Source organism: Cellulomonas sp. SG140 (genome assembly GCF_025770785.1).
Taxonomy (GTDB): Bacteria; Actinomycetota; Actinomycetes; order Actinomycetales; family Cellulomonadaceae; genus Cellulomonas.
Map to the genome: position 1 here is coordinate 1 of NZ_JANZLA010000015.1, position 20,142 is coordinate 20,142.

A 20,142-nucleotide genomic window follows, 5' to 3' on the forward strand; every position below is an offset into this window, starting at 1 on the left:
CTCCTGCACCGCGCACGGCTGCCCCCACGGCGCGACCCGCGACGGCGGCCCCGCGTGCGCCCCGTCCTGCGCCGGCTGCACCGGCCGCCGCGGAGCAGGCGTCGGCACCACGGCCTGCCGCACCGCGCCCCGCAGCACCGCGACCGGCACCGCCCCGGACGGCGGGTGCGCGCAGCACGGGCAACCGCACCGCTCCCACGGAGGGGGCGAGCTGAACCAGCGCCGGGACGCCGACCGGCGGACCTGCACGGCACGAGCCACCCGGGCACCCGGGTGGCGCGAACGACAAGGAGAGACGGCAGCCATGCCGAAGAACAAGACGCACTCCGGTGCCAAGAAGCGCTTCCGCGTGACCGGCACCGGCAAGATCATGCGGGAGCAGGCCAACGGGCGGCACCTGCTGGAGCACAAGTCGAGCCGTCGCACCCGCCGCATCGCCGGTGACGTGGTCGTCTCGTCGGTCGACACCCCCAAGATCAAGAAGCTGCTCGGCCGCTGACCCGTGGACGCCCCACGGGGCGTCCCGGGCGCGACGAGCCTGGACCAGCAAGGAGCATCACGTGGCACGCGTGAAGCGGGCGGTCAACGCCCAGAAGAAGCGCCGGTCGACCCTCGAGCGGGCGAGCGGCTACCGCGGTCAGCGGTCCCGTCTGTACCGGAAGGCCAAGGAGCAGGTCACCCACTCCCTGGTGTACGCCTACCGCGACCGCAAGGCGCGCAAGGGCGACTTCCGCAAGCTGTGGATCCAGCGGATTAACGCCGCCGGCCGCGCCCAGGGCATCACCTACAACCGCCTGATCCAGGGCCTGAAGCTCGCGGGCGTCGAGGTGGACCGGCGTGTGCTGGCCGACCTGGCCGTGAACGACGCGGCGGCCTTCGCCGCGCTGGTCCAGCTGGCCAAGGACGCGCTGCCGGAGGACGTCAACGCCCCTTCGGCTGCGTGAGGTCCGTCGACCAGCCCCACCCGAACGCCCGGCCATGAGCGCTGAGCTGACCAACCCGCGCGCCGAGCGCGTGCGGTCGGTCGCCGCGCTGGCCGGGCGTTCGGCGCGTCGGCGCACGGGACGGTTCCTCGTCGAGGGGCCGCAGGCGGTGCGCGAGGCTGTGGCGACGGCCGACGTGGTGGTCCACGACGTCTACCTGACCCAGGCTGCGGCGGACCGCTACCCGGAGATCATGGCGTCGGTTCGCGAGCGACGGCTGCACCTGCACGTCGGCGACGCCGCCGTGCTCGAGGCGATGAGCCCCGACGCGCAGCACGTGGTGGCGGTCGCCGACCAGCGCCACGACGACCTCGGCACGGTGCTCGCGGGCGGCCCGCGGCTGCTCGCGGTGCTGGCGCACGTGCGCGACCCCGGCAACGCCGGAACGGTGCTCCGGGTGGCCGACGCCGCCGGCGCGGACGCCGTGCTCCTGTCAACGGAGAGCGTCGACGTGCACAACCCGAAGGTGGTGCGGTCCACGGCGGGCTCGCTCTTCCACCTTCCCGTCGTCGAGGAGGTGGCCCTGGCCGATGCCGTGCACGCCCTGCGCAGCGCCGGTGTCACCGTCCTCGCCGCGGACGGCCGCGGGGACGTGGACCTCGACGACCTGCAGGACACGGCCGGCTCCGGCGCCCCCGACCTCGCACGTCCGACCGCCTGGCTGTTCGGCAACGAGGCGTGGGGCCTGGCGGACGAGGACCTCGCGCTGGCGGATGCGGTGGTCCGGGTGCCGCTGCACGGCCGCGCCGAGTCGCTCAACCTCGCGACGGCTGCCGCGGTCTGCCTGTACGCCTCCGCACGTGCCCAGCGGCGCGTCCGGCTCTGAGACCGTGCGCCTGTTCGCCGCCGTCTGGCCGCCCGACGAGGTGCTCGACCACCTCGACCTCGCACTCGGGGCCGTGCGGGGGACGACGGCGGGGGAGGACCGCGGCCCGGTCCAGTGGGCGGCGCGAGAGACCTGGCACCTGACGCTCGCCTTCTACGGGACCGTGGCCGACGGCAGCGCCCCGATCCTGCTCGAGGAGCTCGCGGTCGCCGCGGCTGCGGCGGCGCCGTACGCGCTGCGGCTGCGCGGCGCCGGGGTGTTCTCCCACCGGACCTTGTGGACCGGTGTGGCCGGTGACCTCGACCAGCACCGGGCGTTGACGCGCGCCTGCGGTCGGGCCGGTGAGGAGGTCGGCGCCCCGCCGGACGTGCGCGTGCGGGAGCGGCCGCACCTGACGGTGGGCCGGGTGCGACCGGGTGCTTCGGCTGTCCGTGGCGGTCGGGTCGCGGGGCGCGGTCGAGCCTCGCGCGGAGCCGGAGAGATGGGCGGTCAGCTCCCGGAGGACATCGTCTCGGCGTTGGCGGTGTACGAGGGGCCGACGTGGACCGTGACGTCCCTGCGGCTCGTCGAGTCCACGCCGGGTGCAGGCCGTGGCGGTGGTCCGTTGTACGTGCCGGTCGGCGAGCTGCCGCTCGGCTCGTGACGGGCTGCGCACCGTCCGCCACCGGGCGGACGGTGCGCCCTCCGCTGGACGGACCCGGGCCGGAGCAGGCCGCGCCACTAGACTGCCGGGTCGGCCGCCCGTGCGCGTGGCGGCCGGGCCGGTCCGCCTGCTGCGCCGGTCGTCGTCCCACCCTGGAAGGCTCGGATGCCCGACGAGAGCACGGTGCTGTCCCCCCTCGACGCCGACGCGATGCAGAGCGCGCTGGACGAGGCGCTCGCGGCGGTGGCCGCCGCGCAGGACCTCGCGGCGCTGAAGGCCGTCCGCCAGGCGCACACCGGGGAGCGCAGCCCGTTGGCCCTGGCCAACCGTGCCATCGGCGGTCTGCCGGGTGCGGAGAAGGCCGCGGCGGGCCGCATCGTCGGCCAGGTGCGGGGTCGGTTGACCGCCGCCATCGCCGCGCGAGAGGCGGAGCTCGAGGCCGAGCGCGACGCGCGGGTGCTCGTCGAGGAGGCGGTGGACGTCACCCTGCCCGTCGACCGTCACCCCGCCGGTGCGCGCCATCCGCTCGAGACCCTGATGGAGCGCATCGGCGACGTGTTCGTCGCGATGGGCTGGGAGGTGGCCGAGGGGCCCGAGGTCGAGGCGGAGTGGTTCAACTTCGACGCGCTCAACTTCGGTCCCGACCACCCCGCGCGGCAGATGCAGGACACGTTCTTCGTCGACCCCGCCGGCTCCGGCCTGGTGCTGCGCACGCACACCTCCCCGGTGCAGGCACGCTCGTTGCTGGAGCGGGAGCTGCCGGTCTACGTCGTCTGCCCGGGTCGCGTGTTCCGGACGGACGCGCTCGACGCGACCCACACGCCCGTGTTCCACCAGGTCGAGGGCCTGGCGGTGGACCGGGGTCTGACCATGGCGAACCTCAAGGGCACGCTCGACCACTTCGCGCGTGCGATGTTCGGGCCGGAGGCCCGCACCCGGTTGCGGCCGTCGTTCTTCCCGTTCACCGAGCCGTCGGCGGAGATGGACCTGTGGTTCCCGCAGAAGAAGGGCGGCCCGGGCTGGATCGAGTGGGGAGGGTGCGGGATGGTCAACCCGAACGTCCTGAGGTCGGTGGGGGTGGACCCCGACGAGTACTCCGGCTTCGCCTTCGGGATGGGCATCGAGCGCACGCTGATGCTGCGGCACGGGATCGCCGACATGCACGACATGGTCGAGGGCGACGTGCGCTTCTCCGAGCAGTTCCGGGCGGTGATCTGACGTGGTGATGGTCCCGCTCGCCTGGTTGGGCGACCATGTGGAGCTCCCTGAGGGCCTGACGGCGGCGCAGCTCGCCGCGGACCTGGTGCGGGTCGGCCTGGAGGAGGAGGCGATCCACTCCGGATCCGACGTCACCGGGCCGCTCGTCGTCGGGCACGTGCTGTCCGCGCTGCCCGAGGAGCAGAAGAACGGCAAGACGATCTACTGGTGCCAGGTGGACGTCGGGGCGTTCAACGCCCTCGACGAGGCCGGCCTGCCGACCGTTCCCCGCGGCATCGTCTGCGGCGCGCACAACTTCGGCGCGGGGGACCACGTGGTGGTCGCGCTGCCGGGCGCCGTGCTGCCCGGTCCGTTCCCGATCGCCGCGCGCAAGACGTACGGCCACGTCTCCGACGGGATGATCTGCTCCGCGCGCGAGCTCGGCATCGGGGACGACCACTCGGGGATCATCGTGCTGTCCCGCCTCGGGTTGACCGACGAGCAGACGCCCGCGGGCGCCGACGCCGCCGAGCTGCTCGGGCTGCGCGACGAGGTGCTGGAGATCAACGTCACGCCCGACCGCGGCTACTGCTTCTCGATGCGGGGCGTCGCGCGGGAGTACGCGCACTCGACGGGTGCCCGGTTCCTGGACCGCGGCCTGCCGACCGACGCGCAGCGCGCGCCCCTGGCGGGCGGCTTCCCGGTGGAGATCGACGACGAGGCGCCGATCGACGGCGTCCCCGGCGTCGACAGGTTCGTCGCTCGCATCGTGCGTGGCGTCCACGCCGACGTGCCGTCGCCGTCGTGGATGCAGCACCGGCTGGTGCAGGCCGGCATGCGGCCCCTCGGCCTCGCCGTCGACGTGACCAACTACGTGATGCTCGACCTCGGTCAGCCGCTGCACGCCTACGACCTCGGCGGTCTCGCGGCGCCGATCGTCGTGCGCCGTGCCGCGCCGGGGGAGCACGCGACGACGCTCGACGGTGTGGACCGTGCCCTGGACCCGCAGGACCTGCTGATCACCGACAGCCCGGACGGGGCGCGGGGGTCTCGGGTGCTGGGGCTGGCCGGCGTGATGGGCGGCGCGGACAGCGGGGTCGCCGGAGGGACCACGGACCTGCTGATCGAGGGTGCGCACTTCGACCCGATCACCGTCGCACGCACGTCGCGTCGTCACCGGCTGTCGAGCGAGGCGGCCAAGCGGTTCGAGCGCGGGGTCGACCCGCAGCTCGCGCGGGTGGCGGTGGACCGCGTGGCGGAGCTGCTGGTCGAGCTCGGCGGTGGGACCGTCGACGACACGGGGACCGACGTCGACCGGACCACGGAGCCGCCCACGGTGCTGCTCGACCCCCGGCTGCCGGCGCGGCTGGTCGGTGTGCCGTACACCGAGGACGAGGTGCGCGGCACGCTCGAGCGGATCGGGTGCACCGTGACCGGCTCGGCGGCGGGGATGTCCGTGCAGGTGCCTTCGTGGCGCCCCGACCTGGCGGTGCCTGTCGACCTGGTCGAGGAGATCGCGCGGCTCGGCGGCTACGACACGATCCCGTCCGTGGTGCCGGCGGCGCCCGCCGGACGCGGACTGACCTGGTCGCAGCGCGCTCGGCGGGCTGTGGCCGACGCGCTGGCCGCCGAGGGGCTCGTGCAGGTGCTCTCGTACCCCTTCGTCGGGCAGGCGCAGCTGGACGCGATGAACCTGCCCGCCGCGGACGCCCGCCGACGTGCCCTGCGGCTGGCGAACCCGATCTCCGAGGCCCAGCCGCTGATGCGGACGGACCTCCTGGTGACGCTGCTGGACACCGCGCGCCGCAACGTGGGCCGTGGCCAGAGCGACCTCGCGCTGTTCGAGACCGGCCTCGTCACGCTGCCGCGGGCCGGCGCTCCGGCCGCACCCCAGCTGCCGGGCGGCACCCTGCCCACCGACCACCAGCTGGACGAGCTCGCGGCGGCGCTCCCCGACCAGCCGCGGCACCTGGCTGCGGTGCTCACCGGTCTGCGCGAGCGTGCCGGTTGGACCGGCCCCGCCCGGCGGGCCGACCACACCGACGCGTTCGCCCTGGTGGACGTGGTGGCCCGACGCCTCGGCGTGGAGGTCCACTTCGCAGCCGAACCGGACCGCGCACCGTTCCACCCCGGCCGCTGCGCCCGCGTGCTCGCCGCCGACGGTCGTGTGCTGGGTCATGCGGGCGAGCTGCACCCCGCCGTCGTCGCCGCGCACGACCTGCCCGCCAGGGCTGTGGCGTTCGAGCTCGACCTCGACGCTCTGCTCGCGGCCGCTCCGTCGGCCCCGGTGCAGGCGCAGGCCGTCTCGACGTTCCCGGTGGCCAAGGAGGACGTGGCGCTCGTGGTCGACGCCGCCGTGCCGGCGGCCGAGGTGCTGGCCGCCGTGCGGGACGGCGCGGTGAGCAGCCCCGCGGGCGACGTCCTGGAGGACGTGCGGCTCTTCGACGTGTACGTCGGGGACCAGGTCGGGGAAGGCAGGCGGTCGTTGGCCTTCTCGCTGCGGCTGCGGGCCGACGACCGGACGCTGACGGCGGCCGAGACGGCGGAGGTCCGCAACGCGGTGGTGGCGACGGCGCAGGCGCGCTTCGGGGCGGAGCTGCGGTCCTGAGCCGCCGCTGACCGACCGGTGGATACGCTCCGACCGTGTCGAAGACCCGGCTCGAGGCGTTCAGCGACGGCGTGATCGCGATCGTGATCACGGTGATGGTGCTCGAGCTGCGGGCGCCTCGCACCACCGACCTGGCGGCCCTGCGGCCCCTGCTGCCGGTGTTCCTCGCCTACGTGCTGAGCTTCGTCAACCTCGGCATCTACTGGAACAACCACCACCACATGCTCAATGCGGCACGACACGTCGACGGCGCGGTGCTGTGGGCGAACCTGCACCTGCTGTTCTGGCTGTCCCTGTTCCCGTTCACCACCGCGTGGCTCGGCGAGAACCACGCGGTGGCGGTGCCCACGGCCGCGTACGGCGTGGTGGCGCTGTGCGCGGCGATCGCCTACCGGGTGCTCCAGGGCCGGATCATCGCGCTCGAAGGTCCACGCTCCACGCTGGCGTTGGCGGTCGGCGCGGACCTGAAGGGCCGGATCTCGCCGTTCGTGTACGCCGCCGGCGTCGGCATGGCGTTCGTGGCGCCGTGGGTCTCCATCGCCCTGTACGCGGGGGTCGCGCTGCTGTGGCTGGTCCCGGACAGGCGCGTCGAACGGCAGCTGGCACGGGGCGACCGGGCCTGAGGCTGCGCCGCTGCCCGGCACGCGCGCCGGCCGCGGGCCTCAGAGCGTGAGCAGCACCTTGCCCGTGGTTCGGCGACCTTCGAGCGCCCGGTGCGCATCGGCGGCGTCCCGCAGGGGGAACGTGGCCCCGATCCGAGCCGACAGCCGTCCGTCGGCGAGCAGGGCGAACAGCTCGTCGGTGCGGCCGAGGAGCTCCTCGCGCGTGGCGGTGTAGGCGCCCAGCGAGGGCCTCGTCAGGTACACCGAGCCCGCGGCGTTGAGGCGTTGCGGGTCGACGGGCGGCACCGGTCCGGACGACGCACCGAACAGCACGAGCGTCCCGCGAGGCCGCACGCTGGCCAGGGACGCGTCGAAGGTGTCCTTGCCGACGGAGTCGTACGCCGCACGCACACCGACCCCCGACGTGAGCTCGCGGACGAGTGCCGGGAGCTGTCGCGTCAGGTCGTCGAGCTCCCGGTACCGGATCACGTCCGTGGCTCCGGCCTCGCGCGCGAGCTCCTCCTTGGCGGGCGTGCCGACCGTGCCGATCACCCGCGCGCCACGCAGCGTGGCGAGCTGGGTGGCGAGCAGGCCCACCCCGCCGGCCGCGGCGTGCAGCAGCACGTCGTCCCCGGGGCGAAGCTCCACGGTCGAGGTGACCAGGTAGTGGGCGGTAATGCCCTGCATCGGGATCGCCGCGGCCGTCTCGTCCGACACCCCGTCGGGCACGGGGATCAGGTCCGAGGCGCGCACGGTGGCGAGCTCGGCGTACGACCCGTTCGCGGCGGTCCACGCGACGCGGTCGCCCACCGCCACCCCGGTGACGGCGGAGCCGAGCGCCACCACCCGACCGGCACCCTCGGAGCCGACGACGTGGGGGTAGCCCATGGGGTAGAGGCCTGATCGGCGGTAGGTGTCGATGAAGTTCACGCCCGCGGCGGCGACGGCGACCACCGCCTGGTCGGGGCGCGGCTCCGGGTCGGGGAGCTCGACGACCTGCAGGACCTCCGGACCGCCCGGGGCGGTGGCGACGACAGCACGCATGGCACCATCAAAACGCGTGGCGCGACGCGGCGCGCACAGACGAATCGTCGTGCACTGTGGTGTATGTTCATGCACATGTCCTTTACGGTCGCCGTCGCCGGCGCGAGCGGGTACGCAGGTGGCGAGATGCTGCGGCTGCTGCTCGGCCACCCGGAGGCCCGGATCGGCACGCTGACGGCGCACAGCAACGCCGGCAGCACGCTCGCGGAGCACCACCCGCACCTGCACGCGCTCGCGGACCGCGTGCTCGAGCCGACCTCGGTGGAGGCGCTCGCCGGGCACGACGTCGTCGTGCTCGCCCTGCCGCACGGTGCGAGCGGCCGGATCGCCGCCGAGCTGGAGGCGCTGGGCTCCGATGCCGTGCTGGTCGACCTCGGTGCCGACCACCGGCTGGTGGACGCCGCCGACTGGGAGGCCTTCTACGGCAGCGCCCACGCCGGCACGTGGCCCTACGGCCTGCCGGAGCTGATTCGCGCCGACCGCGCCGACACGCAGCGGACCGCACTGGCCGGCGCGCGCCGCATCGCCGTGCCGGGCTGCAACGTCACGGCCGTGACCCTCGGGCTCCAGCCCGGTGTCGCCGCCGGGCTGGTGGACCCGCAGGACGTGGTGGCGGTGCTCGCTGTCGGGTACTCGGGTGCCGGGAAGGCGCTGCGCCCGCACCTGCTCGCCGCCGAGGCACTGGGCGCGGCCGCGCCCTACTCGGTGGCGGGCACCCACCGGCACATCCCCGAGATCGCGCAGAACCTGCGCTCGGCCGGGGCCGCCGCCGTGACGCTGTCCTTCACGCCGGTGCTCGTGCCGATGTCGCGCGGCATCCTCGCGACCACGACGGCCCGAGTCGCGCCCGGTGTCGACGACCCCGCGCTGCGGGCCGCGTGGGAGGCGGCGTACGCCGACGAGCCCTTCGTCCGGCTGCTGCCGCCGGGCCGCTGGCCGACCACCGCCTCCGTCGTCGGGTCGAACACCGCCGAGGTGCAGGTGGCGCTGGACGCCGCGGCGGGACGTGTCGTCACCGTCACGGCGATCGACAACCTGGTCAAGGGCACCGCCGGTGGTGCGCTGCAGTCGTTGAACCTGGCCCTCGGCCTGCCCGAGGTCCTCGGCCTCCCTCTGGACGGAGTGGCACCGTGACGGACCATCTCGCCGACGCCCTGGTCGGCACCAGCCCGGGCACGTCACCCGGCGTGACGGCGCCCGCCGGGTTCCGCGCGTCGGGCGTGGTCGCGGGGCTCAAGCCCTCCGGCCGGCCGGACCTCGCCCTGGTGGTGAACGACGGGCCGGCGCAGGTCGGCGCCGGGGTGTTCACCACCAACCGCGTGGTCGGGCACCCCGTGGTGTGGTCGCGACAGGTCGTCAGCGACGGAGTCGTGTCGGCCGTCGTGCTCAACTCCGGTTCGGCGAACGTGTGCACCGGTCCCGAGGGGTTCGTGCACGTGCACGAGACCGCCGAGAAGGTCGGCGACGTGCTCGGCATCTCGTCCGGCGACGTCGTGGTGGCGTCGACCGGCGTGATCGGCCAGCCCGTCCCGATCGAGGCGCTGCTCGCCGGGGTCGACACGGCGGCTGCGGCGTTGTCGGCCGACGGTGGCCTCGCGGCGGCCACGGCGATCATGACCACCGACACGGTGGCCAAGACGGCGCACGTCTCCGTCGAGACGCCGGACGGCACCTGGACCGTCGGCGGCATGGCCAAGGGCGCGGGCATGCTCGCCCCGGCTCTCGCCACGATGCTCGTGGTGCTCACCACGGACGCCCAGGTCGACGCCGGCGGCCTGCGCACCGCCCTCCAGGGTGCGACCCGGACCACGTTCGACCGGGTGGACTCCGACGGCTGCATGTCGACGTCCGACACCGTGGTGCTGCTCGCGTCGGCCGCCTCCGGCGTCCTGCCGGACTACGTCCAGTTCGCCGACGCCGTCCGACGCGTGTGCGCCTCGCTGGCCCGCCAGCTCGTCGCGGACGCGGAGGGCGCCAGCCACGACCTCGCGGTGCACGTGGTCGGCGCGTCGTCCGAGGCCGCCGCCGTGGCCGTCGGACGAGCTGTCACGCGGTCGAACCTGGTGAAGACCGCCGTCTTCGGCAACGACCCGAACTGGGGGCGCGTGCTGGCGCAGATCGGCACGGTGCCGGAGTCCGTGGCGCCGTTCGACCCGGACCAGGTCGACGTGACGGTCAACGGGGTGCAGGTGTGCCGCGCCGGCGGCGCGTGGGCCGACCGCGCGAGCGTCGACCTCGCCTCGAACCGGGAGGTCCACATCGAGATCGACCTGCACGCCGGCACGGCCGACGCGACGGTCTGGACCAACGACCTCACCCACGGCTACGTCCACGAGAACAGCGCGTACACCACATGACCCAGATCCCGCTCCCTGACGACGCCGACTTCGACACCCGCACCGACCTGCGCCCGGACCAGAAGGCGGAGGTGCTCATCCAGGCGCTGCCGTGGCTGCGCAAGTTCAGCGGTGCGCTCGTGGTCGTCAAGTACGGCGGCAACGCGATGGTGGACGACGAGCTCAAGCGCGCGTTCGCCGCCGACATGGTGTTCCTCCGGCAGGTCGGCCTGCGCCCCGTGGTCGTGCACGGCGGGGGACCGCAGATCAACGCGATGCTCGAGCGGCTCGACATCGCCAGCGAGTTCCGCGGCGGGCTGCGGGTCACCACGCCGGAGGCCATGGACGTCGTCCGCATGGTGCTCACCGGTCAGGTGTCCCGCGAGCTCGTCGGTCTGCTGAACGCGCACGGGCCGCACGCCGTCGGACTCTCGGGCGAGGACGGCGGGCTGCTCCAGGCCCGCCGGCGCAACGTCGTGCTGGACGGCGAGCAGGTCGACGTCGGCCTGGTCGGCGACGTCGTGCAGGTCAACCCCGGCGCGGTGCTCGACCTGCTCGACGCGGGCCGGATCCCCGTCGTCTCCACCGTCGCGCCCGACATCGAGGACCCCACCCAGGTGCTCAACGTGAACGCCGACACGGCCGCCGCAGCGCTGGCGATCGCCCTCGGCGCCCGCAAGCTCGTCATCCTCACCGACGTCGAAGGCCTGTACACCGACTGGCCCGATCGCGGCTCCCTGGTCCGACGGATCCGGGCGAGCACCCTCGAGGCGCTGCTGCCGCGGCTGGACTCGGGGATGCGGCCGAAGATGGAGGCCTGCTGGCGGGCGGTCCGCGGCGGCGTCGGGCGCGCCCACGTCATCGACGGCCGTCAGCCGCACTCGATCCTGGTCGAGGTGTTCACCTCCGACGGCGTCGGCACCATGGTGCTGCCGGACGAGGAGCTGCCCGAGGCACCCGCGACCGCGCCCGTCCCGGTGGTGCTGGCATGACCGCCGCACGGCACGTCGCGGTCGGCGCCGGTGACGACGCGCTGCCCACCGCCACCGAGGGCGGCTCCGTCGCGGAGTGGACGGATCGGTACACGCACGCCGTGATGGACACCTTCGGACCGCCGCAGCGCGTGCTGGTGCGCGGCGAGGGCGCATGGGTCTGGGACGCGGACGGTCGTCGGTACCTCGACCTGCTCGGCGGCATCGCCGTGAACGCCCTCGGCCACGCGCACCCGACGCTGACCGCGGCGATCAGCGCGCAGCTGGGCACCCTGGGACACGTCTCCAACTTCTTCGCCAGCCCGACCCAGGTGGCGCTGGCGGAGCGGCTGCTGGCGATCGCCGGTGCGCCGGCCGGCTCGCGCGTCTTCTTCACCAACTCGGGCACCGAGGCCAACGAGGCGGCCGTCAAGCTGACGCGGCGCCACTCAGCGGGTGCCCGGCCGCGGCTGCTCGCGCTCGAGGGGGCCTTCCACGGACGCTCGATGGGTGCCCTGGCGCTGACTCACAAGGCCGCCTACCGCGAGCCGTTCGAGCCGTTGCCCCCGGGGGTGGAGTTCCTGCCCTTCGGCGACTCGGACGCGCTCGAGGCGGCGTTCGCCACGGACGGCGAGAAGGTCGCGGCTCTGTTCCTCGAGCCGGTGCAGGGAGAGGCGGGAGTGCGGACGCTCCCGCCGGGCTACCTCGCGCTGGCGCGCCGGCTCACCGAGCAGAACGGCGCCCTGCTGGTGCTCGACGAGGTCCAGTCCGGCATGGGTCGGACGGGCCGGTGGTTCGCCTTCCAGCACCCGCACATCGGCGGCGGCGTCGTGCCTGACGTCGTGACGGTGGCCAAGGGTCTCGGCGGCGGGTTCCCGGTCGGAGCGCTGATCGCGTTCGGGGAGCACGCCGCCGCATGCCTGGGACGCGGCCAGCACGGGACGACCTTCGGCGGCAACCCGGTGGCCGCCGCCGCCGCGCTCGCCACCATGGGCGTCGTCGAACGCGACGGCCTGCTGGCCCACGTGCGCGAGCTGGGGGAGTGGTGGCGTGCCGCCCTCGCCTCGACCGGGAACCCCCTGGTCCGCGCCGTGCGCGGTGAGGGCCTCCTGATCGCCGTCGAGCTGACGGCGCCCGTCGCTGGGGCCGTCGCGGCCAGGGCGCTGGAGGCGGGCTTCATCGTCAACCCGTGCACGCCGACCACGCTCCGGCTGGCACCGCCGTACGTGCTCACCCGTGAGCAGGCCGGCACCTTCGTCGACTTCCTCGCCGGCGTGCCGGCCGACCTGGGCCAGGAGGCCAGCTGATGGCGCACTTCCTTCGTGACGACGACCTCACGCCGGCCCACCAGGCCGACGTGCTGCGCCTCGGGCTCGAGCTGCGCGCCGACCGGTTCGCCCGGCGGCCGCTCGAGGGACCGCGGGCCGTCGCGGTGATCTTCGACAAGCCGACGCTGCGCACGCAGGTGTCGTTCACCACCGGCGTCGCCGAGCTGGGCGGCTATCCCGTGGTCGTCGACGGCAACCTGGCGCAGATCGGGGTCCGCGAGTCGATCGCGGACACCGCGCGGGTGCTGGGCCGCCAGGTCGCCGCCATCGTCTGGCGCACGCACGCCCAGGTGCGGATCGAGGAGATGGCGGCCGAGGCGGGCGTCCCGGTCGTGAACGCGCTGACGGACGACTTCCACCCGTGCCAGGTGCTCGCCGACCTGCTGACGGTCGCGCAGCACCGTGGCGGGGTGGCCGAGCTGCCCGGGCGGACGCTGGCGTACATCGGCGACGGTTCGAACAACATGGCGCACTCGTACCTGCTCGGCGGCGCGACGGCAGGCCTGCACGTGCGGATCGGCACACCGCAGGAGTACGGGCCCGCCGCGGAGGTGCTCGCCGCGGCGCAGGGGGTCGCGGCGGCCACGGGTGGTTCCGTCACGGTGGTGCACGACCGTGCCGAGGCGGTCGCCGGCGCCGACGTGGTCGCCACGGACACGTGGGTGTCGATGGGCCAGGAGGGCGAGTCGCAGCAGCGGCAGCTGCCGTTCGTCCCGTTCCAGCTCGATGCCGCCACGCTGGCCCTGGCCGCACCCGACGCCCTGGTGCTGCACTGCCTGCCGGCCTACCGGGGCAAGGAGGTCACGGCGGAGGTGCTCGACGGACCCCAGTCGGTGGTGTGGGACGAGGCCGAGAACCGGCTGCACGCCCAGAAGGCGCTGCTGACGTACCTGCTGCAGGGGCACGCATGACCACCACCTCGGTCCCGTCGACGAAGGCAGCTCGACAGGCGCTGATCACGGCGCTGCTGGCGCGCCAGCAGGTGCACTCCCAGGTGGAGCTCGCCGAGCTGCTCGCCGCCGAGGGCGTGACGGTGACGCAGGCGACCCTGTCCCGCGACCTGGTCGAGCTGCAGGCCGTCAAGGTGCGCCACCAGGGCACCCTGGTCTACGCCGTGCCGGTCGAGGGTGGCGGCCGCGCCACGCTTCAGGCCGAGAGCACCGAGGTCCTCGCCGCCCGGCTGGCGCGGCTCTCCGCCGAGCTCGTCGTGACCGCCGAGGCGTCCGGCCCGCTCGTCGTGCTGCGCACGCCGCCCGGCGGTGCGCAGTTCCTCGCCTCGGCGATCGACCACTCGACCATGCCGGGCGTGCTCGGCACGATCGCGGGCGACGACACCGTGCTGGTGATCGCCGCCGAGTCGGACACCGGGGCGGCGGTGGCCCAGCGGTTCCTCGACCTCGCGGCAGGTCGTGACTCCACGCGGGACTTCCCACGAGACAAGGACGAGATGTGAGCAAGGTTCTGACGCAGCTGCCCGTCGGCGAGCGGGTGGGCATCGCCTTCTCCGGCGGCCTGGACACCTCGGTCGCCGTGGCCTGGATGCGGTTCAAGGGCGCGATCCCGTGCACCTACACCGCGGACCTCGGCCAGTACGACGAGCCGGAGATCGAGCAGGTGCCCGGCCGTGCCATGGCGTACGGCGCCGAGCTGTCGCGCGCCGTCGACTGCAAGGCAGCGCTCGTCGAGGAGGGCCTGGCCGCCATCGCGTGCGGCGCCTTCCACATTCGCAGCGGCGGCCGCGCGTACTTCAACACGACGCCACTGGGCCGCGCCGTCACCGGCACCCTGCTGGTCCGCGCCATGCAGTCCGACGGTGTCGACATCTGGGGCGACGGGTCCACCTTCAAGGGCAACGACATCGAGCGGTTCTACCGCTACGGGCTGCTCGCCAACCCGAACCTGCGGATCTACAAGCCGTGGCTGGACCAGGACTTCGTCACCGAGCTCGGCGGACGCGCGGAGATGAGCCAGTTCCTCGTCGACCACGACCTGCCGTACCGCGACAGCGCGGAGAAGGCGTACTCGACGGACGCGAACATCTGGGGCGCCACGCACGAGGCCAAGACGCTGGAGCACCTCGACGTGTCGCTGGAGACGGTCGAGCCGATCATGGGCGTGCGGTTCTGGGACCCGGCGGTGCCGATCGAGACCGAGGACGTCACGATCGCGTTCGAGCGCGGCCGGCCGGTGGCCATCGACGGCGTGCGGTACGACGACCCGGTGGCCCTCGTCCGGCAGGCGAACGCGATCGGCGGCAGGCACGGCCTGGGCATGTCCGACCAGATCGAGAACCGGATCATCGAGGCCAAGTCCCGCGGCATCTACGAGGCGCCCGGCATGGCCTTGCTGTTCGCCGCCTACGAGCGGCTCGTCAACGCGATCCACAACGAGGACACGATCGCCACCTACCACAACGAGGGGCGGCGGCTGGGCCGGCTGCTGTACGAGGGCCGGTGGCTGGACCCGCAGTCGCTGATGGTCCGCGAGTCGATCCAGCGGTGGATCGCCTCGGTGGTCACCGGTGAGGTGACGCTGCGGCTGCGGCGTGGCGAGGACTACACGATCCTGCGCACCGACGGGCCCGGCTTCTCGTACCGCCCCGAGCGGTTGTCGATGGAGCGCACCGAGGCAGCCGCGTTCGGCCCGACCGACCGCATCGGCCAGCTGACGATGCGCAACCTCGACATCGCGGACTCGCGCGCCAAGCTCGAGCTGTACGCGAGCCAGCCGGTCGACCAGGGTCAGGTGCTCGTCGAGCACGGCACGCTGTTCGGCGCGCTGCCCGCCGGTGGCGCGGACGTCATCGCGACGAACCCGGCCGTCACCGGCGACGAGGAGGCGGCTCTGGAGGCCGCCGCGATGGAAGTCGGGACGGACTGACGTGGGCGCTCCCGACTCAGGTGCTCGGTCCGCCACGATCGCCGGGGCCCTGTGGGGTGGCCGGTTCGCGTCCGGGCCCGCGGACGCCCTCGCCGCGCTCTCGAAGTCGACGCAGTTCGACTGGCGGCTGGCCGGCGAGGACATCGCCGGATCGGTGGCGCACGCCCACGTGCTGCGCAAGGCCGGCCTGCTGTCCGACGAGGACACGGACCGGATGGTGGCGGCGCTGGAGGCGCTGCGCGCCGACGTGGAGTCCGGCGCGTTCGGACCGGCACCCGACGACGAGGACGTCCACGGCGCTCTCGAGCGTGGGTTGATCGAGCGGGCGGGCGCCGAGCTCGGCGGTCGGCTCCGTGCCGGCCGCAGCCGCAACGACCAGATCGCCACGCTGGTCCGGATGTACCTGCGCCGCCAGGCTCGAGCGCTGACCGCTCTCGTGCTCGACGTCGTGGACGCGCTCATCGGTCAGGCGGAGGCGGCCGGCGACGCGCCGATGCCCGGCCGGACCCACCTGCAGCACGCCCAGCCGGTGCTGCTGGCCCACCACCTGCTGGCGCACGCGTGGCCGCTGCTGCGCGACGTCCAGCGGTGGCAGGACTGGGACGCGCGCGCCGCGCTGTCCCCGTACGGCTCGGGAGCGCTCGCAGGCTCGTCGCTGGGCCTCGACCCCGCGGCCGTCGCGGCCGAGCTGGGCTTCGCCGGACCGGTGGAGAACTCGATCGACGGCACGGCCTCGCGTGACGTCGTCGCCGAGTTCGCGTTCGTCGCCGCGATGGTCGCCGTCGACCTCTCCCGGATCGCCGAGGACGTGATCCTGTGGTCGACGAAGGACTTCGGGTTCGCCCATCTGGACGACGCGTACTCCACCGGGTCGAGCATCATGCCGCAGAAGAAGAACCCGGACGTCGCGGAGCTCGCGCGCGGCAAGGCCGGCCGCCTGGTGGGCGACCTGACAGGACTGCTCACCACGCTGAAGGGTCTGCCGCTCGCCTACAACCGGGATCTGCAGGAGGACAAGGAACCGGTCTTCGACCAGGTCGACCAGCTCACCGTCCTGCTGCCGGCCTTCGCCGGGATGGTCGCCACCCTCCGGTTCGACACCGCGCGGATGTCGGCGGTCGCCCCGCAGGGCTTCTCGCTGGCGACGGACGTCGCGGAGTGGCTGGTCCGGTCCGGGGTGCCGTTCCGCGAGGCGCACGAGATCGCCGGTGCGTGCGTGCGCGCGTGCGAGAGCCGCACGCCCGCGATCGAGCTGTGGGACCTGACCGACGCGGACCTCGCGGCGATCAGCCCGCACCTCACCCCGGACGTCCGGTCCGTGCTCACCGTCGAGGGGTCGCTGGCCTCGCGCGCGTCCTACGGAGGCACCGCACCGGTCCGCGTGGCGGAGCAGCGCGCCCGCGCCCGTGCCGCAGCCGACGACGCGCGGACGTGGACACGCTGACCTCAGGAGACGGTGGAAGAACGGCGAGGGCGTTGGCCGACGACGTCCTCGCCCGTGCGGCGCGGCTCGGTCCGGTGCGGCTGCTCTGCATCGACGGTCCCGCCGGGTCGGGCAAGACGACCACGGCAGCGGCCGTGGCGGCCGTCCTGCAGGCGTGGGGCACGACCGTGACCGTGGTGCACCTCGACGACCTGTACGACGGCTGGTCCGGCCTCGAAGGCAGCTTGTGGCCTCGACTGGCCGCGCAGGTGCTCGAGCCGCTGCGACGCGGCCGGCCGGGGCGCTTCCAGCGCTACGACTGGGTCGCGCACCGCTTCGCGGAGTGGGTCGACGTGCCGGTGGCCGCCGTCCTGGTGCTCGAGGGGTGTGGATCCGCCCGCCGCGAGGCCGATGCCGTCGCCACGCTCCGCGTGTGGGTGGAGGCGCCACCGGCCGAGCGGCTCGCCCGCGGGCTGGCTCGCGACGGGACGGCGATGCGCGGGCACTGGGAGGACTGGATGCGACGGGAGGCCCTCCACTTCGCCCACCAGCGCACCGCGGAACGGGCCGACGTCCGGCTCGACGGATGCGGCAGGATGACCCGGTGACCAGCCAGCGGGACGCCGTGGAGCCGGCCCGCCCCGCGGAGCCGGACCTGGGGACGTGCCCGGCCCGGATCTGGTTCGCCCGCGACGTGCTGACGGTCGCACGCGACCTGCTCGGAGCCCATCTCACGGCCAGGTCGCCGGAGGGCGACGTCACCGTGCGCATCACGGAGGTGGAGGCCTACGGGGGCGAGGACGACCCTGGTTCGCACGCCCACCGCGGCCGCACGCAGCGCAACGCCGCGATGTTCGCCGAACCGGGTCGGCTGTACGTCTACCGGCACCTCGGCCTGCACCACTGCCTCAACGTCGTGGCGGAGCCGACGGGACGCCCTGCCGCCGTGCTGCTGCGGGCGGGTGAGGTCGTCGCCGGCCAGGAGCTCGCGTGGCGCCGACGGGAGGCGGCCGGCGTCGTGGACAACGAGCGTCAGCTGGCCCGAGGTCCTGCGCGTCTGGCGGTCTGCCTCGGTCTCGACCTGGACGCCAACGGTGCGGACGTCACGGAGCCGGACGGTGCGATCGTGCTGCGTCGTGGGGAGGCCGCGGTCGCACCCGCCCACCGCCAGGGGGCCCGCGTCGGCGTCTCCGGTGTCGGTGGCGACGTCGCACGCCATCCGTGGCGGTTCTGGCTGACGGGCGAGCCGACCGTGTCCGCCTATCGCCCGGCGTATCGCTCGCCGACGTCGGCAACGACCCCGCCCGGGGCCACGGCGTCGGCCTGACCACCGGCCACGAGAACCGTCCCTCGGGCGCCGTCCCGCGCCCGCCTGCAAGGAGACTGATGTGAGCAGCGCCCTCGACGAGCTGACCTGGCGTGGGCTCGTCGCCCAGACCACCGACCGCGACGCGCTCGACGCGGCGCTCGCGGCGGGTCCCGTGGCGGTCTACTGCGGCTTCGACCCCACCGCCCCGAGCCTGCACATCGGAAACCTGGTGCAGATCCTGACCATCCGGCGCCTGCAGGACGCGGGTCACCGGCCGTTCGCCCTCGTCGGCGGAGCGACCGGCCTGATCGGCGACCCGAAGATGACGGGGGAGCGCACCCTCAACGACCCGACGGTCGTCGCCGGCTGGGTGGAACGCATCCGCAGCCAGATCGCACCCTTGCTGCGGTTCGACGGCCCCGCGGCTGCGACCATGGTGAACAACCTGGACTGGACCGCCGACCTGTCCGCCATCGCCTTCCTGCGGGACGTCGGCAAGCACTACCGGCTCGGCACGATGCTCGCCAAGGACACCGTCGCGCGGCGGCTCGCGAGCGACCAGGGCATCAGCTTCACCGAGTTCAGCTACCAGATCCTGCAGGGCATGGACTTCCTCGAGCTGCACCGCCGGCACGGCGTCACCCTGCAGACGGGGGGCAACGACCAGTGGGGCAACCTGCTGTCCGGCGTGGAGCTGGTGCGCAAGGTCACGGGTGACGCGGTCCACGCGCTCACCACGCCGCTGATCACCAAGGCCGACGGCACCAAGTTCGGCAAGACGGAGTCGGGCACCGTGTGGCTCGACCCCGAGCTGACCAGCCCGTACGCCTTCTACCAGTTCTGGCTCAACACCGACGACGCCGACGTGGTGAACCACCTGAGGGTGTTCACCTTCCGCACGCGCGAGCAGATCGCCGAGCTCGAGGAGGCGGTCCGCACCCGACCCGCCGCACGCGAGGCACAACGGGCTCTGGCGGGCGACGTGACCACGCTCGTCCACGGTGCCGACGCGACGGCCAAGGTGATCGCCGCGAGCCAGGCGCTGTTCGGCCGCGGCTCTCTCGCCGATCTCGACGAGTCCACCCTGCGAGCTGCCGTGGCAGAGCTCCCCGGTACCGACGGCGCCCCCGGCGACCTGCTGGTCGACCTGTTCGCCGCGGCAGGGCTCGTCAAGAGCAAGAGCGAGGCGCGTCGTGCGGTCGCCGAGGGTGGTCTGTCCGTCAACAACCGCCGGGTCGCCGGCGAGGCCGCAGTCCTGGAGGGCGACGACGTGCTCGCCGGGGGCTTCGCCCTCCTCCGTCGCGGCAAGCGTTCGCTCGCCGTCGTCCGCAACGTCCGCGGCTGAGCAAGCCACTGACGGACGACGACCGGCACCGACGCCACCGCTGGCGCCGACCCGCTCGCGACGACCGCGGCGCGGTGTCGGGACCGCCCGCAGCCCGTGCCAGCGCCCTGACCAGCACATTTGCCTCCGGGTTGCGGGTCGCGTAATGTCTTCCAGGCCCCCGGCAGGGAGGAACGAACACCAGGGAACACCCGGTGGTCGGTCCCGCCGAGAGCAAAACTCCACTGACTGGTTCGAGGCGCTCAGTGCGCCCTGGAGCAGGTGGTCGGAGAGCAGGACTGGATGGGATAGCCTCCGGTGCCGGCCTCGAAAGGGCCAGCAACGGATGAGATAGCCTCCGGGTCCGGCCCGCAAGGGTCTGACGGGATGAGCGTCTGTTCTTTGAGAACTCAACAGTGTGCCAAGTAGTCGATGCCAAGTTGTCTGCTGCGATGTTGTGTCGTGGTGGGCTTGGTGTTGATGGGAGCCTGCTTCTCACCCCGTGGGTGGTGGGTTCCTTTTTGATGCCAGATCTGTGTTGTTCTTTGTTGTGTCTGTTGCCTGGCTGCCTTGGGGTGGTCGGGTGGCGTTGGACATTGACGGAGAGTTTGATTCTGGCTCAGGACGAACGCTGGCGGCGTGCTTAACACATGCAAGTCGAACGGTGA

Annotated in this window: 19 protein-coding genes and 1 rRNA gene; 19 read left to right on the forward strand and 1 reads right to left on the reverse strand. The window is 73.5% G+C overall.

The genetic code is table 11. The features are described 5' to 3' along the window. Positions 1-304 precede the first annotated feature (304 nt). From rpmI to N0B34_RS17880, 7 genes are all read left to right on the forward strand, one after another. Positions 305-499 (forward strand): 50S ribosomal protein L35, encoded by a 195-nt coding sequence (gene rpmI / locus N0B34_RS17850; RefSeq protein WP_263732633.1) that lies wholly within the window; start codon positions 305-307, stop codon positions 497-499. 61 nt (positions 500-560) lie between these two features. Then, positions 561-944 (forward strand): 50S ribosomal protein L20, encoded by a 384-nt coding sequence (gene rplT / locus N0B34_RS17855; protein WP_263732634.1) that lies wholly within the window; start codon positions 561-563, stop codon positions 942-944. A 34-nt stretch (positions 945-978) separates the two neighbouring features. After that, the gene (locus N0B34_RS17860) at positions 979-1,809 is read left to right on the forward strand and encodes a TrmH family RNA methyltransferase (protein WP_263732635.1); all 831 of its coding nucleotides are present in this window, start codon (positions 979-981) and stop codon (positions 1,807-1,809) included. Continuing rightward, complete coding sequence (thpR, locus tag N0B34_RS17865) at positions 1,784-2,452, forward strand: RNA 2',3'-cyclic phosphodiesterase (protein ID WP_263732636.1); 669 nt, start codon at positions 1,784-1,786, stop codon at positions 2,450-2,452. Before N0B34_RS17860 ends, thpR begins: the two co-directional genes overlap by 26 nt. Before the next feature lie 165 nt (positions 2,453-2,617). Beyond that, positions 2,618-3,670, forward strand: coding sequence for a phenylalanine--tRNA ligase subunit alpha (pheS, locus tag N0B34_RS17870; RefSeq protein WP_263732637.1), 1,053 nt, complete (start codon positions 2,618-2,620; stop codon positions 3,668-3,670). Position 3,671: 1 nt separating this feature from the next. After that, the gene (gene pheT / locus N0B34_RS17875; RefSeq protein WP_263732638.1) at positions 3,672-6,257 is read left to right on the forward strand and encodes a phenylalanine--tRNA ligase subunit beta; all 2,586 of its coding nucleotides are present in this window, start codon (positions 3,672-3,674) and stop codon (positions 6,255-6,257) included. Between the two features lie 35 nt (positions 6,258-6,292). After that, the gene (locus N0B34_RS17880; RefSeq protein ID WP_263732639.1) at positions 6,293-6,880 is read left to right on the forward strand and encodes a TMEM175 family protein; all 588 of its coding nucleotides are present in this window, start codon (positions 6,293-6,295) and stop codon (positions 6,878-6,880) included. A gap of 39 nt (positions 6,881-6,919) precedes the next feature. Here the strand turns inward: N0B34_RS17880 and N0B34_RS17885 are convergent, their stop codons facing one another. Further along, a complete protein-coding gene (locus N0B34_RS17885; protein WP_263732640.1) occupies positions 6,920-7,903 on the reverse strand; it encodes a quinone oxidoreductase family protein in 984 nt (327 codons plus the stop codon). A 75-nt stretch (positions 7,904-7,978) separates the two neighbouring features. Between N0B34_RS17885 and argC the strand changes: the two genes are divergently transcribed. The 12 genes from argC to N0B34_RS17945 all read left to right on the forward strand — a co-directional run. After that, positions 7,979-9,037 (forward strand): N-acetyl-gamma-glutamyl-phosphate reductase, encoded by a 1,059-nt coding sequence (gene argC, locus N0B34_RS17890; RefSeq protein WP_263732641.1) that lies wholly within the window; start codon positions 7,979-7,981, stop codon positions 9,035-9,037. Next, positions 9,034-10,260, forward strand: a complete 1,227-nt coding sequence (gene argJ / locus N0B34_RS17895) for a bifunctional glutamate N-acetyltransferase/amino-acid acetyltransferase ArgJ (RefSeq protein ID WP_263732642.1) — start codon at positions 9,034-9,036, stop codon at positions 10,258-10,260. Before argC ends, argJ begins: the two co-directional genes overlap by 4 nt. Then, on the forward strand, positions 10,257-11,231 hold the full coding sequence (gene argB, locus N0B34_RS17900) for an acetylglutamate kinase (RefSeq protein ID WP_263732643.1): 975 nt from the start codon (positions 10,257-10,259) through the stop codon (positions 11,229-11,231). Before argJ ends, argB begins: the two co-directional genes overlap by 4 nt. Then, positions 11,228-12,517, forward strand: coding sequence for an acetylornithine transaminase (locus N0B34_RS17905; protein ID WP_263732644.1), 1,290 nt, complete (start codon positions 11,228-11,230; stop codon positions 12,515-12,517). Before argB ends, N0B34_RS17905 begins: the two co-directional genes overlap by 4 nt. Beyond that, positions 12,517-13,449: an ornithine carbamoyltransferase gene (gene argF, locus N0B34_RS17910; RefSeq protein ID WP_412175769.1), complete on the forward strand. Its 933-nt coding sequence runs from the start codon at positions 12,517-12,519 to the stop codon at positions 13,447-13,449. Before N0B34_RS17905 ends, argF begins: the two co-directional genes overlap by 1 nt. Next, positions 13,446-13,991: an arginine repressor gene (locus tag N0B34_RS17915; protein WP_263732645.1), complete on the forward strand. Its 546-nt coding sequence runs from the start codon at positions 13,446-13,448 to the stop codon at positions 13,989-13,991. Before argF ends, N0B34_RS17915 begins: the two co-directional genes overlap by 4 nt. Next, positions 13,988-15,418 (forward strand): argininosuccinate synthase, encoded by a 1,431-nt coding sequence (gene argG, locus N0B34_RS17920; protein WP_263732646.1) that lies wholly within the window; start codon positions 13,988-13,990, stop codon positions 15,416-15,418. Before N0B34_RS17915 ends, argG begins: the two co-directional genes overlap by 4 nt. A 1-nt stretch (position 15,419) precedes the next feature. Further along, positions 15,420-16,862: an argininosuccinate lyase gene (gene argH / locus N0B34_RS17925; protein WP_263732647.1), complete on the forward strand. Its 1,443-nt coding sequence runs from the start codon at positions 15,420-15,422 to the stop codon at positions 16,860-16,862. A 32-nt stretch (positions 16,863-16,894) separates the two neighbouring features. After that, positions 16,895-17,449: a uridine kinase gene (locus tag N0B34_RS17930; RefSeq protein WP_263732648.1), complete on the forward strand. Its 555-nt coding sequence runs from the start codon at positions 16,895-16,897 to the stop codon at positions 17,447-17,449. Continuing rightward, positions 17,446-18,168 (forward strand): DNA-3-methyladenine glycosylase, encoded by a 723-nt coding sequence (locus N0B34_RS17935; RefSeq protein WP_412175770.1) that lies wholly within the window; start codon positions 17,446-17,448, stop codon positions 18,166-18,168. The genes N0B34_RS17930 and N0B34_RS17935 overlap by 4 nt, the downstream gene beginning before the upstream one ends. A 61-nt stretch (positions 18,169-18,229) precedes the next feature. Beyond that, entirely contained in the window at positions 18,230-19,495 is a 1,266-nt protein-coding gene (gene tyrS, locus N0B34_RS17940; protein WP_263732649.1) for a tyrosine--tRNA ligase, read from the forward strand. A gap of 575 nt (positions 19,496-20,070) precedes the next feature. Beyond that, positions 20,071-20,142 (forward strand): 16S ribosomal RNA (locus N0B34_RS17945); the annotation flags it as partial.